Annotated in this window: 20 protein-coding genes; 13 read left to right on the top strand and 7 right to left on the bottom strand. The window is 46.8% G+C overall.

From position 1 onward, the window contains the following. Positions 1-100: 100 nt before the first annotated feature. From Q1B04_RS03470 to Q1B04_RS03480, 3 genes are all read left to right on the top strand, one after another. Entirely contained in the window at positions 101-1,468 is a 1,368-nt protein-coding gene (locus Q1B04_RS03470) for a peptidylprolyl isomerase (RefSeq protein WP_299755569.1), read from the top strand. 7 nt (positions 1,469-1,475) lie between these two features. Then, positions 1,476-2,441 (top strand): MoxR family ATPase, encoded by a 966-nt coding sequence (locus Q1B04_RS03475; RefSeq protein WP_299755572.1) that lies wholly within the window; start codon positions 1,476-1,478, stop codon positions 2,439-2,441. A 206-nt stretch (positions 2,442-2,647) separates the two neighbouring features. Next, positions 2,648-3,076, top strand: coding sequence for a hypothetical protein (locus tag Q1B04_RS03480; protein WP_299755574.1), 429 nt, complete (start codon positions 2,648-2,650; stop codon positions 3,074-3,076). 73 nt (positions 3,077-3,149) lie between these two features. On the opposite strand, the gene Q1B04_RS03485 is transcribed toward Q1B04_RS03480, so the two are convergent. Continuing rightward, positions 3,150-4,013, bottom strand: coding sequence for an SDR family oxidoreductase (locus tag Q1B04_RS03485; protein WP_299755577.1), 864 nt, complete (start codon positions 4,011-4,013; stop codon positions 3,150-3,152). Between the two features lie 168 nt (positions 4,014-4,181). Between Q1B04_RS03485 and Q1B04_RS03490 the strand changes: the two genes are divergently transcribed. Further along, the gene (locus Q1B04_RS03490; RefSeq protein WP_299755580.1) at positions 4,182-4,811 is read left to right on the top strand and encodes a GNAT family protein; all 630 of its coding nucleotides are present in this window, start codon (positions 4,182-4,184) and stop codon (positions 4,809-4,811) included. Between the two features lie 107 nt (positions 4,812-4,918). On the opposite strand, the gene Q1B04_RS03495 is transcribed toward Q1B04_RS03490, so the two are convergent. After that, on the bottom strand, positions 4,919-6,070 hold the full coding sequence (locus Q1B04_RS03495; protein WP_299755582.1) for a hypothetical protein: 1,152 nt from the start codon (positions 6,068-6,070) through the stop codon (positions 4,919-4,921). A 160-nt stretch (positions 6,071-6,230) separates the two neighbouring features. On the opposite strand from Q1B04_RS03495, the gene recA reads away from it, so the two are divergent. The 5 genes from recA (at position 6,231) to Q1B04_RS03520 (ending at position 11,129) form a co-directional block, all read left to right on the top strand. Beyond that, positions 6,231-7,277: a recombinase RecA gene (recA, locus tag Q1B04_RS03500; protein WP_299755584.1), complete on the top strand. Its 1,047-nt coding sequence runs from the start codon at positions 6,231-6,233 to the stop codon at positions 7,275-7,277. Positions 7,278-7,447: 170 nt separating this feature from the next. Continuing rightward, a complete protein-coding gene (locus tag Q1B04_RS03505; RefSeq protein WP_299755586.1) occupies positions 7,448-8,260 on the top strand; it encodes a DUF3108 domain-containing protein in 813 nt (270 codons plus the stop codon). Positions 8,261-8,454: 194 nt separating this feature from the next. After that, the gene (locus tag Q1B04_RS03510) at positions 8,455-9,144 is read left to right on the top strand and encodes a response regulator transcription factor (protein WP_299755588.1); all 690 of its coding nucleotides are present in this window, start codon (positions 8,455-8,457) and stop codon (positions 9,142-9,144) included. Between the two features lie 3 nt (positions 9,145-9,147). Continuing rightward, entirely contained in the window at positions 9,148-10,182 is a 1,035-nt protein-coding gene (locus Q1B04_RS03515; protein WP_299755591.1) for an ATP-binding protein, read from the top strand. Between the two features lie 236 nt (positions 10,183-10,418). Next, entirely contained in the window at positions 10,419-11,129 is a 711-nt protein-coding gene (locus Q1B04_RS03520; RefSeq protein WP_299755594.1) for an RluA family pseudouridine synthase, read from the top strand. Positions 11,130-11,340: 211 nt separating this feature from the next. Here Q1B04_RS03520 and Q1B04_RS03525 read toward each other — a convergent pair whose 3' ends face one another. Next, positions 11,341-12,321 (bottom strand): NAD(P)H-quinone oxidoreductase, encoded by a 981-nt coding sequence (locus Q1B04_RS03525; RefSeq protein ID WP_299756195.1) that lies wholly within the window; start codon positions 12,319-12,321, stop codon positions 11,341-11,343. Positions 12,322-12,574: 253 nt separating this feature from the next. Between Q1B04_RS03525 and rplM the strand changes: the two genes are divergently transcribed. The 4 genes from rplM (at position 12,575) to tsf (ending at position 15,227) form a co-directional block, all read left to right on the top strand. After that, entirely contained in the window at positions 12,575-13,024 is a 450-nt protein-coding gene (rplM, locus tag Q1B04_RS03530; RefSeq protein ID WP_299755596.1) for a 50S ribosomal protein L13, read from the top strand. A gap of 4 nt (positions 13,025-13,028) precedes the next feature. Continuing rightward, positions 13,029-13,415 (top strand): 30S ribosomal protein S9, encoded by a 387-nt coding sequence (gene rpsI / locus Q1B04_RS03535; protein WP_266050610.1) that lies wholly within the window; start codon positions 13,029-13,031, stop codon positions 13,413-13,415. 21 nt (positions 13,416-13,436) lie between these two features. After that, positions 13,437-14,204, top strand: coding sequence for a 30S ribosomal protein S2 (rpsB, locus tag Q1B04_RS03540; protein ID WP_299755602.1), 768 nt, complete (start codon positions 13,437-13,439; stop codon positions 14,202-14,204). Between the two features lie 189 nt (positions 14,205-14,393). Further along, on the top strand, positions 14,394-15,227 hold the full coding sequence (tsf, locus tag Q1B04_RS03545) for a translation elongation factor Ts (protein ID WP_299755603.1): 834 nt from the start codon (positions 14,394-14,396) through the stop codon (positions 15,225-15,227). A gap of 63 nt (positions 15,228-15,290) precedes the next feature. Here the strand turns inward: tsf and Q1B04_RS03550 are convergent, their stop codons facing one another. From Q1B04_RS03550 to Q1B04_RS03565, 4 genes are all read right to left on the bottom strand, one after another. Next, positions 15,291-16,805: a hypothetical protein gene (locus Q1B04_RS03550; protein WP_299755605.1), complete on the bottom strand. Its 1,515-nt coding sequence runs from the start codon at positions 16,803-16,805 to the stop codon at positions 15,291-15,293. Positions 16,806-16,847: 42 nt separating this feature from the next. Beyond that, the gene (locus Q1B04_RS03555) at positions 16,848-17,090 is read right to left on the bottom strand and encodes a hypothetical protein (protein WP_299755608.1); all 243 of its coding nucleotides are present in this window, start codon (positions 17,088-17,090) and stop codon (positions 16,848-16,850) included. 131 nt (positions 17,091-17,221) lie between these two features. Beyond that, entirely contained in the window at positions 17,222-19,036 is a 1,815-nt protein-coding gene (locus tag Q1B04_RS03560; protein WP_299755610.1) for a DNA mismatch repair protein MutS, read from the bottom strand. A 30-nt stretch (positions 19,037-19,066) separates the two neighbouring features. Next, positions 19,067-19,492, bottom strand: a complete 426-nt coding sequence (locus Q1B04_RS03565; RefSeq protein ID WP_299755612.1) for a RidA family protein — start codon at positions 19,490-19,492, stop codon at positions 19,067-19,069. Between the last annotated feature and the right edge of the window lie 33 nt (positions 19,493-19,525).

A 19,525-nucleotide genomic window follows, 5' to 3' on the forward strand; every position in this document is an offset into this window, starting at 1 on the left:
GCTGTTTGCCGCCGATTTTACCCCGGCTTTCGGGTAATTCAGAATAAAGAAGTAACTTGTGCGTTATTTCCGAGCATAAGTATAAATTAAGATAGATCCCTTGAAAAAGATTCATCAACTTGCCTTGTCGGCCTTTGCGGCGCTATGCCTCATCGTACTGTCTGCCCCGGCTTTTGCCCAGGCACCTGTGCAATATCAGGTGGATGGCATTATCGCTAAAGTAGATAACAATGTGATTCTCCGCTCAGACCTGGAGTTTGGGTACCTGCAGTACCTGGCTCAATCTAAGCAGCAACCCAACGAAGACCTAAAGTGCCAGATTTTCACTTCTCTTTTGCAGGACAAACTGCTGCTGGCCCGCGCCGAGATCGACTCTATTACGGTAGCGGAAGGCATGGTGAACAGCGAGCTGAACGAGCGCATTAATTACCTGGCCAGCCAGGTAGGCGGCACTGAGCGCCTGGAGCAGTACTATAACAAAAGCCTGAAGCAGCTGAAGGATGAGCTTCGTAAAACGGTTCGCCAGCAGATGGTGATGGAGCAAATGCAGCGCGAGATTACCAGCAAAGTATCTGTTACCCCGAAAGAGATAAAAAAATACTTTAACAACATCCCTACAGACAGCCTGCCTTACTTCTCTACTGAAGTTGAGATTGGCCAGATTGTAAATTATGCCGAGATCGGGCGCGACCAGAAGCAGGCGGCGCGTCAGAAACTGGAAGGCTTACGTGAGCGTATACTTGCCGGTGAAGATTTCGCCACCCTGGCCAAACAATACTCGCAAGACCCAGGCTCTGCCCAGGATGGCGGTGTACTCGGTTTCTTTAAGAAGAAGGAACTGGTGCCTGAGTATGAGGCAGCAGCGTTGCGCCTGGAGCCGGGAGGAATTTCAAACGTGATTGAATCGCAGTTCGGCTTCCACCTGATTCAGCTGATTGAGCGCCGCGGGCAGGAGTTCAACACACGTCATATTTTGATTAAGCCAGCCACCGCTACGGTAGACGTGGCTGCCGCATCTGCCGAATTGGATAGTGTGCGCAACCTGATTATGAGTGACAGCTTAATGTTTGCTCAGGCAGCGAAAGAATACTCTGACGACACAAACACCAAAGATAACGGCGGCATGATTACAAGCCGTGCTACGGGCTTCACCTATACTCCGATGGACCAGGTGGATCCGGCAATTTTCTTTGTGATCGATACGATGGAAGTTGGTGAAATTTCCAAGCCTGTAGCCTATACCACACCTGACGGCAAAGAGGCTGTGCGTATTCTATACCTGAAATCCAAGTCTAAGCCGCACCTGGCAAACCTGACGGACGATTATCAGAAAATAGCTAACGCAGCGTTGGCCGAGAAGCGCAGCAAAGCCGTAAACGAATGGTTTAAGAAAAACATCAGTACCGTTTATATTGAGATAGACCCGGAGTACGAAGATTGCAGCGGGCTCCAACAACTAATGCAATAGACCACATATGACGCAGTTCACCTCTGACAAAGAAGCAGCCGACGCCCTGCACAACTCCTACCGGGAGCTCACTTCTGAAATATCAAAAGTGATTGTAGGCCAGGACGAAGTAGTAAGGTTAGTACTTACAGCTGTTTTTTGTCAGGGGCACTGCCTGCTGGTAGGGGTGCCGGGGCTAGCTAAAACGCTTCTCATCCAAACCATTGCCTCTACGCTCGACATGAGCTTTAACCGGGTGCAGTTTACGCCCGACCTGATGCCCTCCGACATCGTAGGTGCCGAAACACTGGACAAAGACCGCAACTTCCGTTTTGTAACGGGCCCTGTCTTTGCCAACATCGTGCTGGCTGACGAAATTAACCGTACTCCGCCCAAAACACAGGCTGCCCTACTGGAAGCCATGCAGGAGCACGCGGTAACCGTGGCCGGCCATAAGTATGATCTCCCCAGACCTTTCTTTGTACTGGCTACCCAGAACCCGATAGAGCAGGAAGGCACTTACCCCCTACCCGAAGCGCAACTCGACCGCTTCATGTTCAACATCACGTTGGGCTATCCAAGCTATGAGTCGGAGCTGCAGATCGTGAAGAATACCACAGGCGCTGCCGTAAACCAGCTCCGCAAGATCCTGCATGCCGACGATATACTTGCCTTTCAGCAGTTGGTGCGCCGCGTGCCGGTAACGGATAATGTGGTGGAGTATGCCGTAAAGCTGGTGCACCAGACTCGCCCGAACATGCCAATGGCCTCCAAGCAGGCAAACCAGTTCCTGGAGTGGGGAGCGGGCCCAAGAGCCTCGCAGCACCTGATCGTTGGTGCCAAGTGCAATGCTATCCTCAATGGCAAGTATAGCCCCGATATTGAGGATGTGCAGGAAGTGGCGCTACCTATACTTCGTCACCGCATCGTACGCAACTTCAAAGCCGAGGCCGAGGGCGTGACAGAGGAACATCTGATCCGGGAACTGCTGTAGTTTAATTGCTGAATTGCTGTATCGTAAATTGTTGGATTACAGAGGCACTGCACTGACTCTATATGATTGGTGAGCCCTGCTACTCTATTCATCCTGTAAATCCTGTTTTGATAAACTAACAATTTAACCATTAAACAATTTAGCAATTCACTCATATTGGTGTAATTTTGCGCCCATACTTATAGTTAAATTTACCTGATAGAAATATGGAAGCGGCTGCTTTATTCCTTCGCTTTAAAGATAACCTGGCGCGTATAGCCAGCGCCCTTAACAGCAAACTGGAAGTTCGTACCATGCCATACAACACGTCTATTCCGCTGGAGGTAGACCTGCTGGCAGATGTGCTGCGCCTGCATGGCCTGGACTTTACCTCGTCTACACCGGGAGCTACCCGCCTGTTTGATTTCCAGCAGTGGTATGGCCAGAACGAGACGCAGGTAAACGAGGTGATGCACCGCGTGCTGGAGGATAAGAGGGCCTACATGAAAACCGCCACCGGCACGGTGCTGCAGAAGGAGATGCTTTACCGCCGCCTGGAGTTCTTTAAGGAGACCGCACATACGTTAGAGGTGATGATGATTCAGCAGAACCTGCACAGTCCAAAACACTTTAACTACCCGTACCTGAACGCGTAGCAAGTATAAATAAAAGAAGAAAGCCACTCCTAAAATATGGGAGTGGCTTTCTTCTTTTACAGGCCTGTATGTTTTACTTTCTAACCGAAGTATGGCTTTCCTTCGAATGCTTCAGCTTCAATTGGCCGTCCGGCTGCGTTTTCATACTTTCGGCGGCCATGTCGCCAGCTGGGCCTTTGGCAATGAGCGTGCCGCCATCCACCGGGAAGATAGCTCCGGTTACATAGGAGGCCTCATCCGAAGCCAGGAACAGGTACACATTGGCTACCTCCTCTGGCGTACCTCTGCGGCCCATCAGGGTTCCCTGCGTCACCATCTGCTCCATCTGCTTGTCCATCGGGCCGGTTTCCTTGTGCGTCCAGCCGGTATCTATAGGGCCTGGGGCTACGATGTTGCAGCGCACGCCCTTTTGCGCCTGCTCCGCCGCTATGCCTTTGGCAAAGGCATGCATAAAGCCTTTGGTGCCACCGTAGGGCGCATTCTGTGCAATACCCAGCGCACCAGACTCTGAGCCGGCGCATACTATGTTTCCCTTGGTTTTCTGCAGCTCCGGCAGCGCCGCCTTGCTCATGGCAAACGCCGTCCGGATGTTGTTCTTGAGCAGGTAATCGAAGGCCTCTTCCGAAAATTCTGAGAGCATGTTCGTCTCCGGAAATGTGCCGGCGTTGTTAATCAAAATGTCCAGCTTACCATACTGCTTCACGGCAAGCTGCACGCAGCTTTCGGCATTGGCTAAAGTAGATAAATCCGCGGTAAAAGGAATAGCTGTGCCTCCCTCCTCCTGTATCTCCTTCACCACGTCCTCCACCGGGTCCTCCGGAAAACCGGCCACAACTACCATGGCTCCTTCTTTGGCGAACTTTTTACTGATGGCTTCGCCTATACCAGCGCCACCGCCTGTTACAATGGCTACTTTGTCTTTAAGTCGGTTTCCCATTTGTTCAATAGTTTTTTTGCTGATTAAATAGTTACGTTTACCTGTAACGGCAGAAGCACGGGTTCAGTTGGTGGCCAATTAAGATGCAAGCGCAACAACACGTTTTAGGGTAGTTAGCGTATGAAAGAAAGAGATCCTTATTATAAACACAATAGACGCACATGTAACATGAGCTACCTTTACAACACTCTTTCTGATGCACTTGATGAGCAACTGGAAACACGCCACCTGTTGCTGCGCCCCTACCAGGAGGGAGACGAAAACGATTTTATGCGCCTGCTACAGGAAAACTTAGTACACCTGAACCCGGCATTTTCTGGCCGGTTGGCACGAGTGCGGGCACTCGATGACGCTCGCTCGCAGGTACAGCAGCTACGCACTGACTGGGAGAACCGGCGCACATTCGACTTTGGCGTTTGGCAGAAAGCAGACAATCAATACATCGGCGACATTGCCTTAAAAAACCTGGACCGCTCTATACCCAAGGCTGAGCTTGGCTTATACTTTGCCGCATGGCCCGCTACCAGGCAACTGGCACAGGAGGCGTTAGAAGAGGTGCTTGGGTTTGCATTTGGGCCGCTGGGCATGAACAAAGTATACTTGCGCTGCACCACTGCAAACGAAAGCTACGGATCTTTGGCCCTGAGCTGTGGTTTTTTGAAGGAAGGCACTTTACGCAGCGACTACCGAGGGGCAGACTCCAACAAACTGCTCGACCTTAGTTACTACGGCATCACGCGCCAGGATTATGAAGAAGTGCTGCAGCAACAAGAAGCCAATTCTACGGTTGTAGTCTAACTTTCATAGAACAAGTTTATACTTAGCAGCAGCTATTTTTTTGCTGAAGAGGCTGCGCCATACTTGCCAGCAGCGGGTACAGGAGCTAAGAAGTATACTTATGTATGTTACCGTTTTGCCTTGGCTAAAAAGAAGTCTGCGTTAAAGTTGAGGTAAAAGCCACTGGAGAACTCCAGCTTTGGATTATTGAAGTCCCAGAGAGGCTCAAGCCGTAAGGTCAGGTTCAGGTCATCAATAAGTTCAATGTCTTTCATCAGCCTAAGTATAAGCAGTTCCCGCTTCTGCTCCAGGTAATCCGGGTTTTTAAAAGTAGAAGAAGCCGATTGGTACAGCCTGCCGCCCATTTCGGATATATAGCCATCTCCGCGCCAGTAGCTCAGCATCACATCCTGATATTTAGTGTCAGCACCTATGTTAAAGTATAAACCACGTCCCTGCTCATAAGGCAACTGCAGCTCATTGGAAAAATCTTTAAACCCGACAATGTAATTTTTGGTGTAGAGGCGGTGCAACACGCGCCGGTTATACTTCTTTTCCAGTTCCAGGCCAATAGCTGCGTTGGCAACAGTTGTGAGCGGCAGATCAGAAGCATCAAACTGGCCGCCTTTATGCTGCGCGATAAACTGAATCGGCAACGACAAGTATAAACTGTCGGCCAGGTTGCCTCGCCCCTCCTGCTCCAGCAAAAGTATGGAGACTGCCGCGCCGCCGTTTACCTGTTCCTGATCGTTCTCGCCACGGTACAGCATGTTCACCCAGTCAGCCCAGGCGTCCAGGCGCAGGCGGTGCGTAGTTAGTTTATACTGTATACCGTTTTCCAGCCGGTTCAGGATGAGGCGTTCAAAATCATATAGCGGTTCTATGTAGCCATGGTTCAGGTTACCATCCAGGGTGCCAAACAGCAGCTCCCACTGCTCCCGCTGCACTTTTATGGTAAAAGTAGGCGCAATCTCTTCATAACCTGAAGCACCAAAGTCTTTCCAGAGCAGCACTCCGGCCTCTACGCGCACGTTGGCTGTGGGCTGGTAACTGAGTTTTGGGTTGAGTTGATAGCCAAACAAAGTATAACCGTCGGCAATTTTGTTAAAGTATTCGTTATTCTTCAGAAAGCCCAGCGCCTGTACACTAATCCTAATATCATTAGCATTTTGCTCCTGCACAGGCACTTGCTGAAGCAATGCTTTATTGTTCAGTTGCGCCTGCGCAAAACAACTTAAAGTCAGCAAAATCACTAGAAAAAAAACTTTCAGAAAAGACATAAAAAAGGGTTTCTAATGGCACAAAAACAGGTGCAGCTATGTTGTAATCAGACGGCGCTAAACAGCTAAAAAAATTAGCAAAATACTTGCAAACTATTTTGTAGATTGGCTCCGAATTTGTAATTTCACCTTCAATATAAAGTTAATTAAGAAAACACACATGAGCGTAAGCAACGAAAAACTAAAGGCCCTGCAGCTGACCATGGACAAGCTCGACAAAACATACGGAAAAGGCACCGTAATGAAGTTGAGCGACAACAAGGTTGAGGACATTCCGGCCATCTCCACAGGTTCGCTGGGTCTTGATATTGCTTTGGGTATCGGTGGTTTGCCACGTGGCCGCGTCGTAGAGATTTACGGCCCTGAATCTTCAGGTAAAACTACGCTTACTATGCACTGCATTGCTGAGGCGCAAAAGAAAGGCGGCTTGGCAGCATTTATAGATGCAGAGCACGCATTTGACAGATTATACGCCCAGAAATTAGGCATCGATACAGAAAATCTTTTAATATCTCAGCCCGACAACGGCGAGCAGGCGCTTGAGATTGCGGACCATTTGATTCGCTCTGGCGCGATTGACATCATCGTGATTGACTCCGTGGCTGCCCTTGTACCGAAAGGCGAGTTGGAAGGCGATATGGGTGACAGCAAAATGGGTCTGCAGGCACGTTTAATGTCGCAGGCACTGCGTAAGTTAACTGGTACCATCAATAAAACAGGATGTACCTGTATCTTCATCAACCAGCTTCGTGAGAAAATCGGTGTGATGTTCGGTAACCCGGAGACAACCACTGGTGGTAACGCACTTAAGTTCTACGCCTCTGTTCGCCTCGACATCCGCCGTGTGGGCCAAATCAAAGAGAGCGCAGACAACATTACTGGTAACCGCACCCGCGTAAAGGTAGTGAAGAATAAGGTAGCGCCTCCATTCAAAGTAGTTGAGTTCGACATTATGTATGGCGAAGGTATATCTAAAGTTGGCGAGGTGCTGGACCTTGGCGTTGAGCTAGGCATTGTGAACAAATCTGGTTCATGGTTCTCATACAACGGCGATAAGCTGGGCCAGGGCCGTGACGGTGTAAAGCAAATCCTGCTGGACAACCCGGAGCTGATGGAAGAGATAGAAGGCAAAATCAGAGCTATTGTAAAAGGAGAGCCTGAGAAGGTGGCAGCCGCACTAGACGATGCCGCAGCAACTGCTGAATGAACTTTATTCCCCAATCTGAAGTAAAAAAAGGTGCTACCAAGGTAGCACCTTTTTTATTTAAAATCAGTTGAATAGCAAATGTAGATTATATAACTTAAGCCTTAGGAAAGAGTTGGTACAAAACTTGATTAAAACAGGTAACGACACCCTCACCTAAATGGTAGGCACTTATGATGAAAAAGTTTTCCCCCGCACTCTTACTAATTTCGCTCGTCATTTTTGGCTTTGCCACAAAGGACAGGATGCGACAACTGCCCAACAACAGCTTTAGCACGGGCGAAGTACTCAAGTATAAAGTGCATTATGGCCCTATTACCGCAGCCGAGGCCGTGATAGATGTAGCTCCCGAATTGCATACCGTAAACAACCGTGCCTGCTATAAAGCCACTGTATACGGCAAAACAAACAGTTCTTTCGACCTCTTTATAAGAATCCGGGACACTTGGCAATCATACATAGACACGGCTGCCATTGTGCCGCAGCGCTCGTTCCGTAATATAGAAGAAGGAAATTACCGCAAGCGAGAAACTGTAGATTTTGACCACTACAGCAACAAAGTGCATGTAGAGAAGAAGAAGAAATCAAAGAAGGTTGAGAAGAAAACCTATAAAGTAACCGATAATGTGCAGGACATTGTGAGCGGCTTTTACTACTTGCGCACCCTGAACTATGACAATATGCGTGTTGGCGACAGAACCAATGTACAAGGCTTTTTTGATGAGGAAAACTTTAATATGGAGGTAGAGTATCGGGGCCGAGAAGTAGTAAGCACCAAAGCCGGCGACATTAAAGCCATAAAACTTGTGCCGCGCATGCCTAAAAACGAAATGTTTAAAGGCGAGAACTCAATAACCGTGTATCTCTCTGATGACAAAAACAAGATACCGGTGCTCATACAGGCCGAGATGTTTGTAGGCTCTGTAAAAGTAAACCTTTACGATTACAAGAACCTCAAGAACAAGCTCATATTCGCTAAAAACTAAAGTGAAGCCAGCCAAAGCGCTGGCTTTTTTTATGCAGCTACTGAATACATAAGTTTAAATAATTGTTAACATTATATTATGATTTGGTAACACTACCCTGAAATGCTATAATGTATGATATCTTTACAGAGGAAACACAGCAGCCTTGCCTGATGCAAGTGCTTGCCGATTTGCTAAACTAAGCCCCCTGAACCGTGCAAACAGCATCGAATTACAGAATCCTTGTAGTAGATGACGATCCGGATATCGTAGAATTGCTACAGTACAACCTTACTCGCGAAGGTTATGAGGTAACCACCGCTGACAACGGCAAAAAAGCCATAGACGTTGCTCAACTCATAAAGCCGGATGTTATTCTGATGGACGTGATGATGCCTATCATGGATGGCATTGCTGCCTGCCGGCAACTGCGCGAAATAGAGGATTTCCGAAACACGCATGTTATCTTCCTGACTGCCCGCTCTGAGGAGTTCTCAGAAGTAGCCGCCTTCGAGGCAGGCGCCGATGACTTTATCACCAAGCCCATAAAACCGCGCGCCTTGCTTAGCCGTTTGGCTGCCTTCGCTCGCCGTGATGCACAGCAGGAAGAACAGGATAAGGTAATTGAGGCTGGCGACCTGCGGATAGACCGTACCAGTTTTGCGGTATACAAAGGCACCGATAAAATTACGCTCCCTAAAAAGGAGTTTGAGCTGCTGGCTTTTCTGGCCGCTACGCCTAACAAGGTTTTCACCCGCGAGGAGTTGCTCAGCAACATCTGGGGTAATGATGTGTATGTAATTGCCCGCACCGTGGACGTACACGTGCGTAAAGTGCGTGAAAAAATAGGCGAAGAAAACATAAAAACCATCAAAGGAGTGGGTTATAAGTTTAACACCGACTAATACATGAATGTAAATTCCCGTACGCTTGCCCTTTTAACCTCACTGGCGGTAGCAGTTGTGCTTACCGCCTTTCTTGCTTTAGCCAGTTATTTTTCCTCGCATGGTTTTATTGTGGCGCTGGCTATTGTGTTTGTTTGCTGCTTTGTGCTGGTCCACCTTTCCTATGAGGCGCTTGTTTTCAGGGAGGTGAAAAACGTATACTCCAGCCTGGAGAAGCTGAGGCGACAGGACTTTAAGAAAGCAGAAAGCCGCTCTACTTTCTCCGCTGACCCTCTCACTAAAATAAAGGACGATATATATATGATTGCGCAGGGCAAACAGCAGGAAATTGATGAGCTGAAGCGCCTGCAGGTAATGCGCCGCGAGTTTCTTGCTGATGTGTCGCATGAGCTAAAAACACCGATTTTCGCTGCTCAGGGCTTTATTCATACTTTGCTGGATGGTGCCATGGACGACCCTCAGGTGCGGGAGCGATTCCTGGAAAAAGCCGCTAAAAGCCTGGACGGGCTGGATGCGCTGGTGCAGGATCTGATCAGCATCTCTCAGTTTGAGAAAGGCGTGGTAAAGATGGCAAAACGCAATTTTGATGTGTCGCAGTTGGCACACGAAGTGGCGGAGCAGCTAGAGCAGAAGGCAGCCCAGCAACAAATCACCTTGCATGTAGAGGCCAATGAGCCAATCATGCTCTTTGCAGACCCAAACCGCATACGCCAGGTATTTACCAACCTTATTGATAACGCCATCAAGTATGGCCGAAAGGGCGGCAACATCTGGGTTATGTTTGATGAAGGTAAAAAGAAGTTTACAATCACGGTGAAGGATGACGGAAAAGGTATTGCGCAGGAGCACATTAATCGCATCTTTGAGCGCTTCTACCGCATAGACAAAAGCCGGGCCCGCGACACTTCCAGCACCGGACTCGGCCTTGCCATCTGTAAACATATTGTGGAGGCGCACCGCTCGTTTATAGCTGTAAAAAGTGAGGTAAACAAAGGTACGACGCTACGCTTCAAGCTGCAGAAGGCGAAAGATATTTAATTGTTAAGTTGTTGATGGCTGGATTGTTTGTTACTAGCTTCCAAGGCTCATGTATTCTCGCTTCCAACAAACTTTATAGGTAGCTCCTTTTGAGAGGATACAGCCAGAAAACACTATTGACTTTTCCAGGATCACCTTCAACAATTTAACAACTGACAACCAACAATTAAAATACGTATCTTTGCAGGATGCACGGCTACAACGTATGGCTATGCCTGAACAAAGTATAATAACCCATGAAGTACCCGGTTTTTAAAGACCTGATCATATTTGAAAATGAGGACTACCTGGTAGTTAACAAGCCGCCTTTTTTGGCTACGCTGGAGGACCGCACTCCTAACACTACCAACCTGCTTAAAATTGCCAAGCAGCATAACCCTGAACTGCAGGCCTGCCACCGCCTGGACAAAGACACATCGGGCTGCCTTGTGTTTGCTAAGAACCCTGAGGCATACCGCCACCTGTCTATGCAGTTTGAGCACCGCCAGGTTTATAAAGTATACCATGCGGTGGCGTGGGGCGTGCACAAGTTTGAAGACCAGCTAGTGAACAGGGCTATCATGCCAAACGCAAAAGGTGTTGCCCATTTAAATCCGAAGGGAAAGCCGGCCGAAACATACTTCACCTCGCTGGAAACCTACTCCCGCCATACTCTGGTAGAGTGTATGCCTGTAACAGGCCGCCTGCACCAGATACGTGTGCATTTGGCTTACTTAAATGCCCCTATTGTAGGTGATGAGTTATACGGAGGCGAAAATGTTTACCTGAGCAACCTGAAACGTGGCTACAACCTTAAAAAAGATACGGAAGAACTGCCCCTGATCAAGCGGTTTGCGCTGCACTCGTTTAACATCGGCTTTACTCTGCTTGATGGGGAACCGGTGAAAATAGAGGCTCCTTACCCGAAAGATATTGCAGTACTCGTAAAACAGTTACGGGCGCACTAGTTTTAAATAAAGGGCACAAAGTATAAAAGGACAAAAGAGGCAGGAATTCCATACTTCTTTTGTCCTTTTATACTTTAACTAGGGTTCGCCAGGGCTGAAAGACTACCAACTTTTGACAAAGTTTCAGATCAGCTTATGTGGCAGGTTTAGCATTGCATTGGCTAACAAGTTTCATACTTTGTCTTTCACAAAACGCTCCTTTAGCACACAATCAACTTACCCGCAGCACAATTTTACCGATGTTCTTATTCTGCTCCATGTATCGATGCGCCTCAGCTGCTTCCTCCCAACTATAAACAGAATCAATAACAGGCTTAAGCTTCCCCTCCTTAAACAGCGGCAAAGCAAAGCGGCTCATGTCTTCAGTTAATTTCACCTGATAATCTTTTGTCCTGGAACGCAGCGTAGACCCCATCACCTGCAGGCGCTTTGTCAGGATTTTACGCAAGTCCACCTCACTTACCTTACCGCCTCCCAAACTGGCAAGTATAACCAATCGGCCATCCAGGCGCAGGCAGTCGAGGTTCTGGTTAAAGTATGGCCCGGCAATAAAGTCCACAATCACATCTACCCCCTCATTATTTGTATAAGCCAGCACCTCATCGTTAAAAGACGCTTTTTTATAATCGATGGCTTTCTGGGCGCCTAAGTCAAGGCAAGCCTGTAGTTTCTGTTGTGATGCCGTCACCAGCACTTCAGCTTTTAACGCACGAGCCAATTGTATGGCAGCTGTGCCCACCCCACTTGCCCCAGCATGAATTAACGCCCGCTCCCCAGACCCCAATTTACCTAGCCACACGAGTGCCTGCCACGCCGTCAGGAACACTTCAGGTATGGCTGCAGCCTCTTCCATACTTAGATTGGCGGGCATCGGCATTGCCATGGCCTCATCTATAACGGCGTATTCTGCATAACCGCCTCCGGGCAACAGCCCGAACACCTTATCTCCTTTTTTAAAGCGGGTGCAGTTTATACCTGCCTCTGCTACCTCTCCGGCAATCTCTAGCCCTAAAAGCGGGCTTGCGCCCTTAGGAGGCGGATATTTTCCTTGGCGTTGCAGCGTATCTGCACGGTTTAAGGCAGTAGCGTGTACTTTTACCAGCAGTTGGTGAGGTTCGGGCAGCGGTTGCTCGTAATTCCCAAGCGCTAGCTGCTCGGGTCCTCCCGGTTGTTTTACAAGTATGGCTTTCATCATGTCTAGGTTTGGTTCGTGACGGCGTATCAGTTTGTTTGTATTAACTGATTTACGACTATCAGGTTACAGAGCAAAAGCGCCCCAGGCTGCGGCAAACTGAAGAGCATAAAACGAGCTGCTTTACCCTCTCTCTTTCAGCATTTTATTTAAGAACTATTGCATATCAAATAAATAGCTTCTATCTTTGTGTCCATTTTCGAAGAACTGAAAGTACATAAATCAATAAATAAATCGCTTACTACCACCAAAAATGGATCATTTAAGTTATAAGACCCTAAATGTCAGCAAGAAGACAGCCAACAAAGGCTGGGTGATTGTTGATGCAGGGCAAGGAAGCTTGGGTCGCGTGGCGTCTGAAATCGCCAAGATCCTAAAAGGCAAAAACAAGCCTTCGTACACGCCAAACGCTGACTGCGGTGACAACGTGATCGTTATCAATTCTGATAAAACTCGTTTCACAGGCCGTAAGTGGGATCAGAAGTACTACCTGACGCACACTGGTTACCCAGGCGGTCAGAAGAGAACTTCTCCACGTGAGCTAAAGGCTAAATCATCTACACTGCTTGTAGAGCGTGCAGTTCGTGGCATGTTGCCTAAAGGCCCACTAGGTCGCGAGCTGTTCAGAAATCTTCATGTTTTCACAGGAAGCGAGCATCCATTTGCAGCTCAGCAGCCTAAAGAATTAACCCTCAATATCTAATTTAATGGAAGTTATCAATACATCTGGTAGAAGAAAAACCTCGGTGGCTCGTATCTACATGACGGCCGGGCAAGGGAATATCACTATTAACGGTAGAGATATCAAGGATTACTTCCCTAGCGAAGTACTTCAAACTATTGTGAATCAGCCGTTTCAAACCTTAGAGTCTATTGGCAAGTACGATGTGAAAGCCAATCTTAGAGGTGGTGGTGTAAGCGGCCAGGCTGAAGCACTTAGACTTGCTATCTCCAAAGCACTGGTAGTTGAGAACGCCGAGAACAAGTCAGCTCTTAAGAAAGAGGGCTTCACAACGCGTGACCCACGTATGGTGGAGCGTAAGAAGTTCGGTAAGCGCAAAGCTCGTCGTTCATTCCAGTTCAGCAAACGTTAATATTAAAGGTGTATCAACAACATGGCAAGTACTAACTATAAAGAATTACTTGAGGCAGGTGTTCACTTTGGCCACCTTACCCGCAAGTGGGATCCGAAAATGGCTCCATACATTTTCATGGAGAAAAACGGAATCCACATTATTGACCTTAACAAAACTTTAGTTGCGCTTGATGAGGCTACTGCCGCTATCAAGAACATCGCAAAGTCTGGTCGTAAGATTTTATTCGTAGCTACCAAAAAGCAAGCGCAAGAGATCGTGGCAGAAGAGGCTCGTCGCCTGAAAATGCCTTACGTAACTGAGCGTTGGTTAGGTGGTATGCTTACAAACTTCGCTACTGTGCGTAAGTCTCTGAAGAAAATGTCTACCATCGACAAAATGATGAAAGACCCAGAGCAGTCTAAAGCACTGGCGAAGCGTGAGAAGCTGATGCTTTCTCGTGAGCGTGAGAAACTGGACAGAGTATTAGGTGGTATCAACGACCTTTCTCGCCTGCCAGCTGCTCTGTTCATTGTAGACGTTAAGCGTGAGCACATCGCGGTAAAAGAAGCTCACAAGCTGAACCTGCCAGTATTCGCGGTTTGCGATACTAACTCTAACCCAGAGCTGGTAGATTTCCCAATCCCTGCAAATGATGACGCTTCTAAGTCTGTTTCCCTGATCGTATCGATCGTGGGTAAGGCTATCGAAGAGGGTCTGTCTGAGCGTAAGGTTGACAAAGAGGAAACTGAGCGCAAGCGTTCTGAAGAAGAAGGCATCAAAGCGAAGCAAGAAGCTGACGAGCAATAAGAAGTAATTCATATTGCACTATATCAAACTGAACATTGGGCACGTTTCGCTTCAATGTTCAGTTTGTTTTAGGGGTTTAGGAAAGATAACGGAAGTGTAACGCTATAAAAGCAAGTATATGCCCTGGCTTCCTAAACTCGATTAATGTAGATTCTTAATTATTAATTCGTAATTCTTAATTATAAAAAGATGGCTATTACAGCACAAGACGTTAACAAACTCCGTCAGGAAACCGGAGCCGGTATGATGGACTGCAAGAAGGCGCTTACTGAAGCTAACGGCGACTTTGAAGCAGCTAAAGATATTCTTCGTAAGCAAGGTCAGAAAATCGCTAGCAAGCGTGCTGATAACGCTACCTCTGAAGGTATCGTGCTGACACATGTAAGCGAAGACGGTACGAACGGTAAAGTAATTGCCCTGGCTTGCGAAACTGAGCCGGTATCTAAAGTAGAAGATTTCCAGAACCTGGCGAAAGCTGCTATGGAAACTGCTGTTTCTGCTAACGCTGCCACTAAAGAAGAGCTGCTTGCCGCTCCTCAGGCTGACGGTCGTTCGCTGCAGGACCACATCACTGATCTGATGGGTAAAATCGGTGAGAAGATCGATGTTATCTCTTACGAGAACGTAACTGCTGAGAAAGTTGTAAACTATAACCACTCTAATGGTAAATTAGGTGTACTTGTAGGCCTGACTAACACTGGTGGTACTGATGTAACTGAAGTTGGTAAAGACGTAGCGATGCAGATTGCTGCCATGAAGCCAATCGCGGTTGACAAAGACGGCGTTGACTCTGCTACTGTTGAGCGTGAGATTGAGGTTGGTAAAGAACAGGCGCGTGCCGAAGGCAAGCCAGAGGCTATGCTGGAGAAAATCGCGATGGGCAAGCTGAACAAGTTCTACAAAGACAATACCCTGTTGAACCAGGACTTCGTAAAAGACCCTTCTGTTTCTGTAGCCAAGCTGCTTGACAACACTAACAAAGGCATGACTGTAACTGAGTTCAAGCGTGTAGCTATCGGTTAATTTCAGCTGAAAATATAAAAGAAAAGCCCCTGAGAAATCAGGGGCTTTTTTTATGTGGTAAGACTAGCTTTTGATGTTTTGGACAAGAATATCAGAAAGATCCAAACAATGAGATACAGTTCGCCTATACTTAATTTCTTTACCGGTTTTATTCATCATCCTTAAATTAATCATCCTAATAGCTCTCAGAATTATTTCGTTATTCAACGCATTCAAAAAATCTGCTTGATCTATAAAAAGTATAAGTTCATCTCCTTCCGCATTCTCAAACGTATCTCTAATTCCTAATTTAAGTGAAGGTATACTATCAAAAACACTCTCAAAACCTCCATACTCATTCAGATAAACCATAAAAGGCAATTTGGAGATACATAACATCATTGTCAGCGAATTATCAAAATTAAGATAAACTGATAAAACAGGAATTGAGTTAATATTTATCCTAGATATACAATTTTCCTTCGCTAAATACTTTGGGAGGCAGGATATACTCCAGTAATTATACTCGCTGGCTAAATAATTAGGAATAGATCGTTTAATGTACTCTGATACAAGAAGTATAAAATCATTATAGCAAGGCTTGCTCTTGAAAGAAATGAAGTTAGCTTCATACTTTTTCCTTACAGTATTATTATCAAACTTATTGCCTGCTATAAAGTTAAACTCAAGATCATTAAGCCATTCTTTTTGCTGGTTAGAGTTAAATAAACTGTTGAACTCTATTTGTTTCAGATTCCTAATTCGAAACTGGTTTGATTCTAGTAAAGAAATAGTTGCTGTTTCTTCAGCTAGTAAGTCTGCGGCAGCTACAGGTCTAAAATAAACATGTAGTATATCAATATAAACTTTCTGGTGTGCTCTAAGGCGATTTAGCAATTTAACAGTTTGCCCAACGTAATACTCGTTATTAACAAATTGCAAAATATAAACTCCACTAGTATTTAGATAAAATGCACTGTAAATACTATGTGGGCAAAGTATAAAATTATGTTGCTCAATTTTTAGAGTAGTAGTAGTTTCATCTTTAAAAGAGAACAAACCGGCATAATTGATTTCTTCTAACTGTTTTAAGTTGCCAGGTTCATTAAGTTCTGAAAGCAGAACAAGCTCATAATCTTTAAGGGCGAGTCTATTTTGGCCGAGGTTATAATATGCTTCTGCTCTCCACTTTAGTACCTGATTATCTTGTTGATTTTTTAAATATAGACTAAAATTAGATATCGCTTCTTTATCTTGATAGAGGTAAAAATGAGCCAACCCAATTAGCATATAGCTTTCAACTGTAGAATCTAAAGTTTGGGCAGCTTCAAAATCAAGTATGGCTAACTCATTCTTTTCAAGTTCAAAGTAGCACAGAGCTCGATTATAAAAACCTATACTATACTTTGGGTTTAGCTGCAGTGCAACAGAAAGTTCTAAAATAGCTTCCTGGTACTGATTCAGTTCTAACAGTGCTTTACCTTTTGCCCCGTAATAGATGAAATTAGACTTATCTCTGGCAAGCTGCTCGTTATAATAAGTTATAAGCTCTTCAAACGCTTGACTCTGATATAAACCTGTCAAAACTTGGTCTGTCATAGACTGATCCTGCTTGCTAACTCATTATCTAAATCCCATCCCTCACCCATTCCGCCTGATAGTGCTCACAAAAGCATCGCGCATATCTACAAATCGGTTCACGACAGCTTCGATAAACTCTTCATCTAATAAGGCTTTTGCTCCTTCGTCTCCCATTACTTCGGTTTCCTCAATTTTATAGATCTGCTCCAGGTTGGCTTTCTCCAGTTTCAGGATATACTTGCCGTTGTAGGAGTGCAGCGTGATTTTCACGTGCGGGTTTGGAATGTCGGCTACTACTCTCATAGTTTATGGTGCTAAATGATTGATATATGAATGTATAAAATCGGTACAAGTATAAACCCACCTCTGCCCCTCCGAGGGGGAATTTAAAAAGTAAGCTTTTGTTCTGTATCAAAAATACCTTTGTCAGATAATCAGGCTTCCTCCTCAATCTCGATGCCCATTAGCTGCATGAGTTTGCTGGCGTTAAAGCTACGGCAGAGCCCCGGCGTAAGTTGATAATCAAAGTTAATCTGGTTGCCGATGATGTCGCTGTTGAAGCTGTAGTTCTCTACGCTGCCCTGCAGTTCCTGCTCCATGGCACCAAGCTCCAGGTCGTGGGTGGAGATGAGGCCTGAGGCATTGCGTTTGTGCAGCTGCCTTATCAGCGACATAGCTCCAAGGTGGCGGTCGCGGGAGTTGGTACCTTTCAATATTTCGTCGAGGAGGTAGAAGACCGGCTGCCCCTGCTCCGTAAGCTCTAACAAGACGCGAAGGCGTTTCAGCTCGGCGTAAAACGAAGAAGTGTTCTCGGCCAAATTATCTGCTGTTCGCATGGCTGTGTATACTTGTGCCGGAGCCACGGCCATACTTTTGGCGCAGGCCGGTGCGCCCATCAGTGCTAACACCATATTTATACCTACCGTCCGCAGAAAAGTAGTTTTGCCGGACATGTTAGACCCTGTAATAACAATGGTATGCCCAATGCCCTGCATCTCAAAATCATTGGCGACAGGTTTAACGGAGAAAATAAGTGGGTGCGCCAAGGCTGAAGCCTGGTACAGAAACGGAGTTTGGCTGAGCTGCGGCACGGCAAAGTGCGGGTGCGCATGCTGAAAAGCCGCTATACTTGCCAGTGTCTCAATCTCGGCCAGTACGGCCAGGCTCTGCTCCAGTTGCTGCAGGCGCTGCTCCTTCCAGTTTTCCAGCCGGTACATCCACACGAAATCCCACATCAGCACCGTGTTCAGGAAAAAGGCCATTAGCGTACTCAGGCGCCAGGAGAAGAAATCGATGATGTTGGCAAGTTTGTTTATACTTACCGAAGACTTGCTGCCATCTGAAGTGAGTTGCTGGTGCAGCTGCTGCAGCTTTGCGGAGGCAAACTGGTGCTGCTCTATATGCTGTAGCTGTTTATTATAGCTGCGCATGGCCTCGTAAATGCCGATGCTCTTTTCGTAATACTCGTCGCGCTCTACCCTAAACCGATAGGCCAGCATAAACTGCACGAGCAGAAAAGCAACTGCCACCCAACCGCTCATGCCATAGAACCAGGCCGCAATAGCCGCCAACGTAAGGAGGGGAAGTATAAAGAGCAGAGGCTTTAACCAGGCATGCTGCTTGTAAAAGGCTTTATCTTTAAACCAATGTATAAAACCAGCCGCCGACTCTGTACCATGCTTGTAATGCATGGGCAGGGCCAGCAGTTCCTGCAGCCAGTCTAGCTGCTCGGGAGCGGCCAGTTCTGCAGCTGCCTCCTGCCGCTGCTGCACCTCTTGCGGAGATGCCGCCTTGCGTAACCAACTAGCCAGTTTATACTTGCCAATGCTGGTTACAGAGCGGTTTAGCAGCTGGAAAAGTGAGTTCTGCCCAAAAATATCCAGATCCGAAGTATATGGGTGATGATCGTCTATAAACTCTTTGGCACCATCAAAGTTCTTCAGGTTGCCCTGTAGCCGCTCCACCTCCTGCTCGTTTACCAGCCGCAGCAGGCGCAGTTGCTGAAACCGAAAATCCAGATTGCTGTGCCAGCGCATCACCAGCACAAACAACGCATAAAAACCAAGTATGGCAAAGGCACCAGCGGTGTTGTTGCCGGTATTAAAAAAATGGTACGCCAGCGCAACGCCAGCCACAAACACCCCTACCCGCAACCACGAAACGGCACTGGAAGTAGAGGCGGCTTTTTTCTCCTGCTCAGCAAAGCCAGTGGCCCTGCCGAGGTATAATTTTTCTCTGCTTTCGCTCACAAATATTTTCTTTAGCGCTATTTATACTTGTTAGTCAATCATAGCAATGCACTTCAGCTCGATGGCAATGGGTGTAGGCAGTTTATTAACCTCCACGGTGGTGCGGCAAGGCTGGTTATCTTTAAAATATTCTGCATACAAGCGGTTATAAGTAGCAAAATCGTCTTTCATGTTTGTTAGAAAAACGATTACGTCTACTAGGCTTTCCCAGCCAGAGCCGGCATCTTCTAGTATGGCGCGCACGTTACGAAACACTGAGTGGCATTGTGCTTCTATATCATAACTCAAAATGTTGCCCTGCTCATCTAATTCTACTCCCGGAATTTTTTTGGTGCCCCGCTCCCGTGGCCCAACTCCCGAGAGAAACAGAAGGTTACCTACGCGCCGCGCATGCGGGTAAAGCCCCACCGGCTCCGGCGCCTTGCTTGAATTAAAAAGTTCGTTGTTTTTTGCCATAGCCAAATATACATATTAATGAACAGTGATTTT

Source organism: uncultured Pontibacter sp. (assembly GCF_947495565.1).
Classification (GTDB): domain Bacteria; phylum Bacteroidota; class Bacteroidia; order Cytophagales; family Hymenobacteraceae; genus Pontibacter.

Coding starts and splice junctions, on each gene's coding strand:
- Q1B04_RS03475 (WP_299755572.1), top strand. CDS start 1,476: ATGACGCAGTTCACCTCTGACAAAGAAGCAGCCGACGCCCTGCACAAC.
- Q1B04_RS03480 (WP_299755574.1), top strand. CDS start 2,648: ATGGAAGCGGCTGCTTTATTCCTTCGCTTTAAAGATAACCTGGCGCGT.
- Q1B04_RS03485 (WP_299755577.1), bottom strand. CDS start 4,013: ATGGGAAACCGACTTAAAGACAAAGTAGCCATTGTAACAGGCGGTGGC.
- Q1B04_RS03490 (WP_299755580.1), top strand. CDS start 4,182: ATGAGCTACCTTTACAACACTCTTTCTGATGCACTTGATGAGCAACTG.
- Q1B04_RS03495 (WP_299755582.1), bottom strand. CDS start 6,070: ATGTCTTTTCTGAAAGTTTTTTTTCTAGTGATTTTGCTGACTTTAAGT.
- recA (WP_299755584.1), top strand. CDS start 6,231: ATGAGCGTAAGCAACGAAAAACTAAAGGCCCTGCAGCTGACCATGGAC.
- Q1B04_RS03505 (WP_299755586.1), top strand. CDS start 7,448: ATGATGAAAAAGTTTTCCCCCGCACTCTTACTAATTTCGCTCGTCATT.
- Q1B04_RS03515 (WP_299755591.1), top strand. CDS start 9,148: ATGAATGTAAATTCCCGTACGCTTGCCCTTTTAACCTCACTGGCGGTA.
- Q1B04_RS03520 (WP_299755594.1), top strand. CDS start 10,419: ATGAAGTACCCGGTTTTTAAAGACCTGATCATATTTGAAAATGAGGAC.
- Q1B04_RS03525 (WP_299756195.1), bottom strand. CDS start 12,321: ATGAAAGCCATACTTGTAAAACAACCGGGAGGACCCGAGCAGCTAGCG.
- rplM (WP_299755596.1), top strand. CDS start 12,575: ATGGATCATTTAAGTTATAAGACCCTAAATGTCAGCAAGAAGACAGCC.
- rpsI (WP_266050610.1), top strand. CDS start 13,029: ATGGAAGTTATCAATACATCTGGTAGAAGAAAAACCTCGGTGGCTCGT.
- rpsB (WP_299755602.1), top strand. CDS start 13,437: ATGGCAAGTACTAACTATAAAGAATTACTTGAGGCAGGTGTTCACTTT.
- tsf (WP_299755603.1), top strand. CDS start 14,394: ATGGCTATTACAGCACAAGACGTTAACAAACTCCGTCAGGAAACCGGA.
- Q1B04_RS03550 (WP_299755605.1), bottom strand. CDS start 16,805: ATGACAGACCAAGTTTTGACAGGTTTATATCAGAGTCAAGCGTTTGAA.
- Q1B04_RS03555 (WP_299755608.1), bottom strand. CDS start 17,090: ATGAGAGTAGTAGCCGACATTCCAAACCCGCACGTGAAAATCACGCTG.
- Q1B04_RS03565 (WP_299755612.1), bottom strand. CDS start 19,492: ATGGCAAAAAACAACGAACTTTTTAATTCAAGCAAGGCGCCGGAGCCG.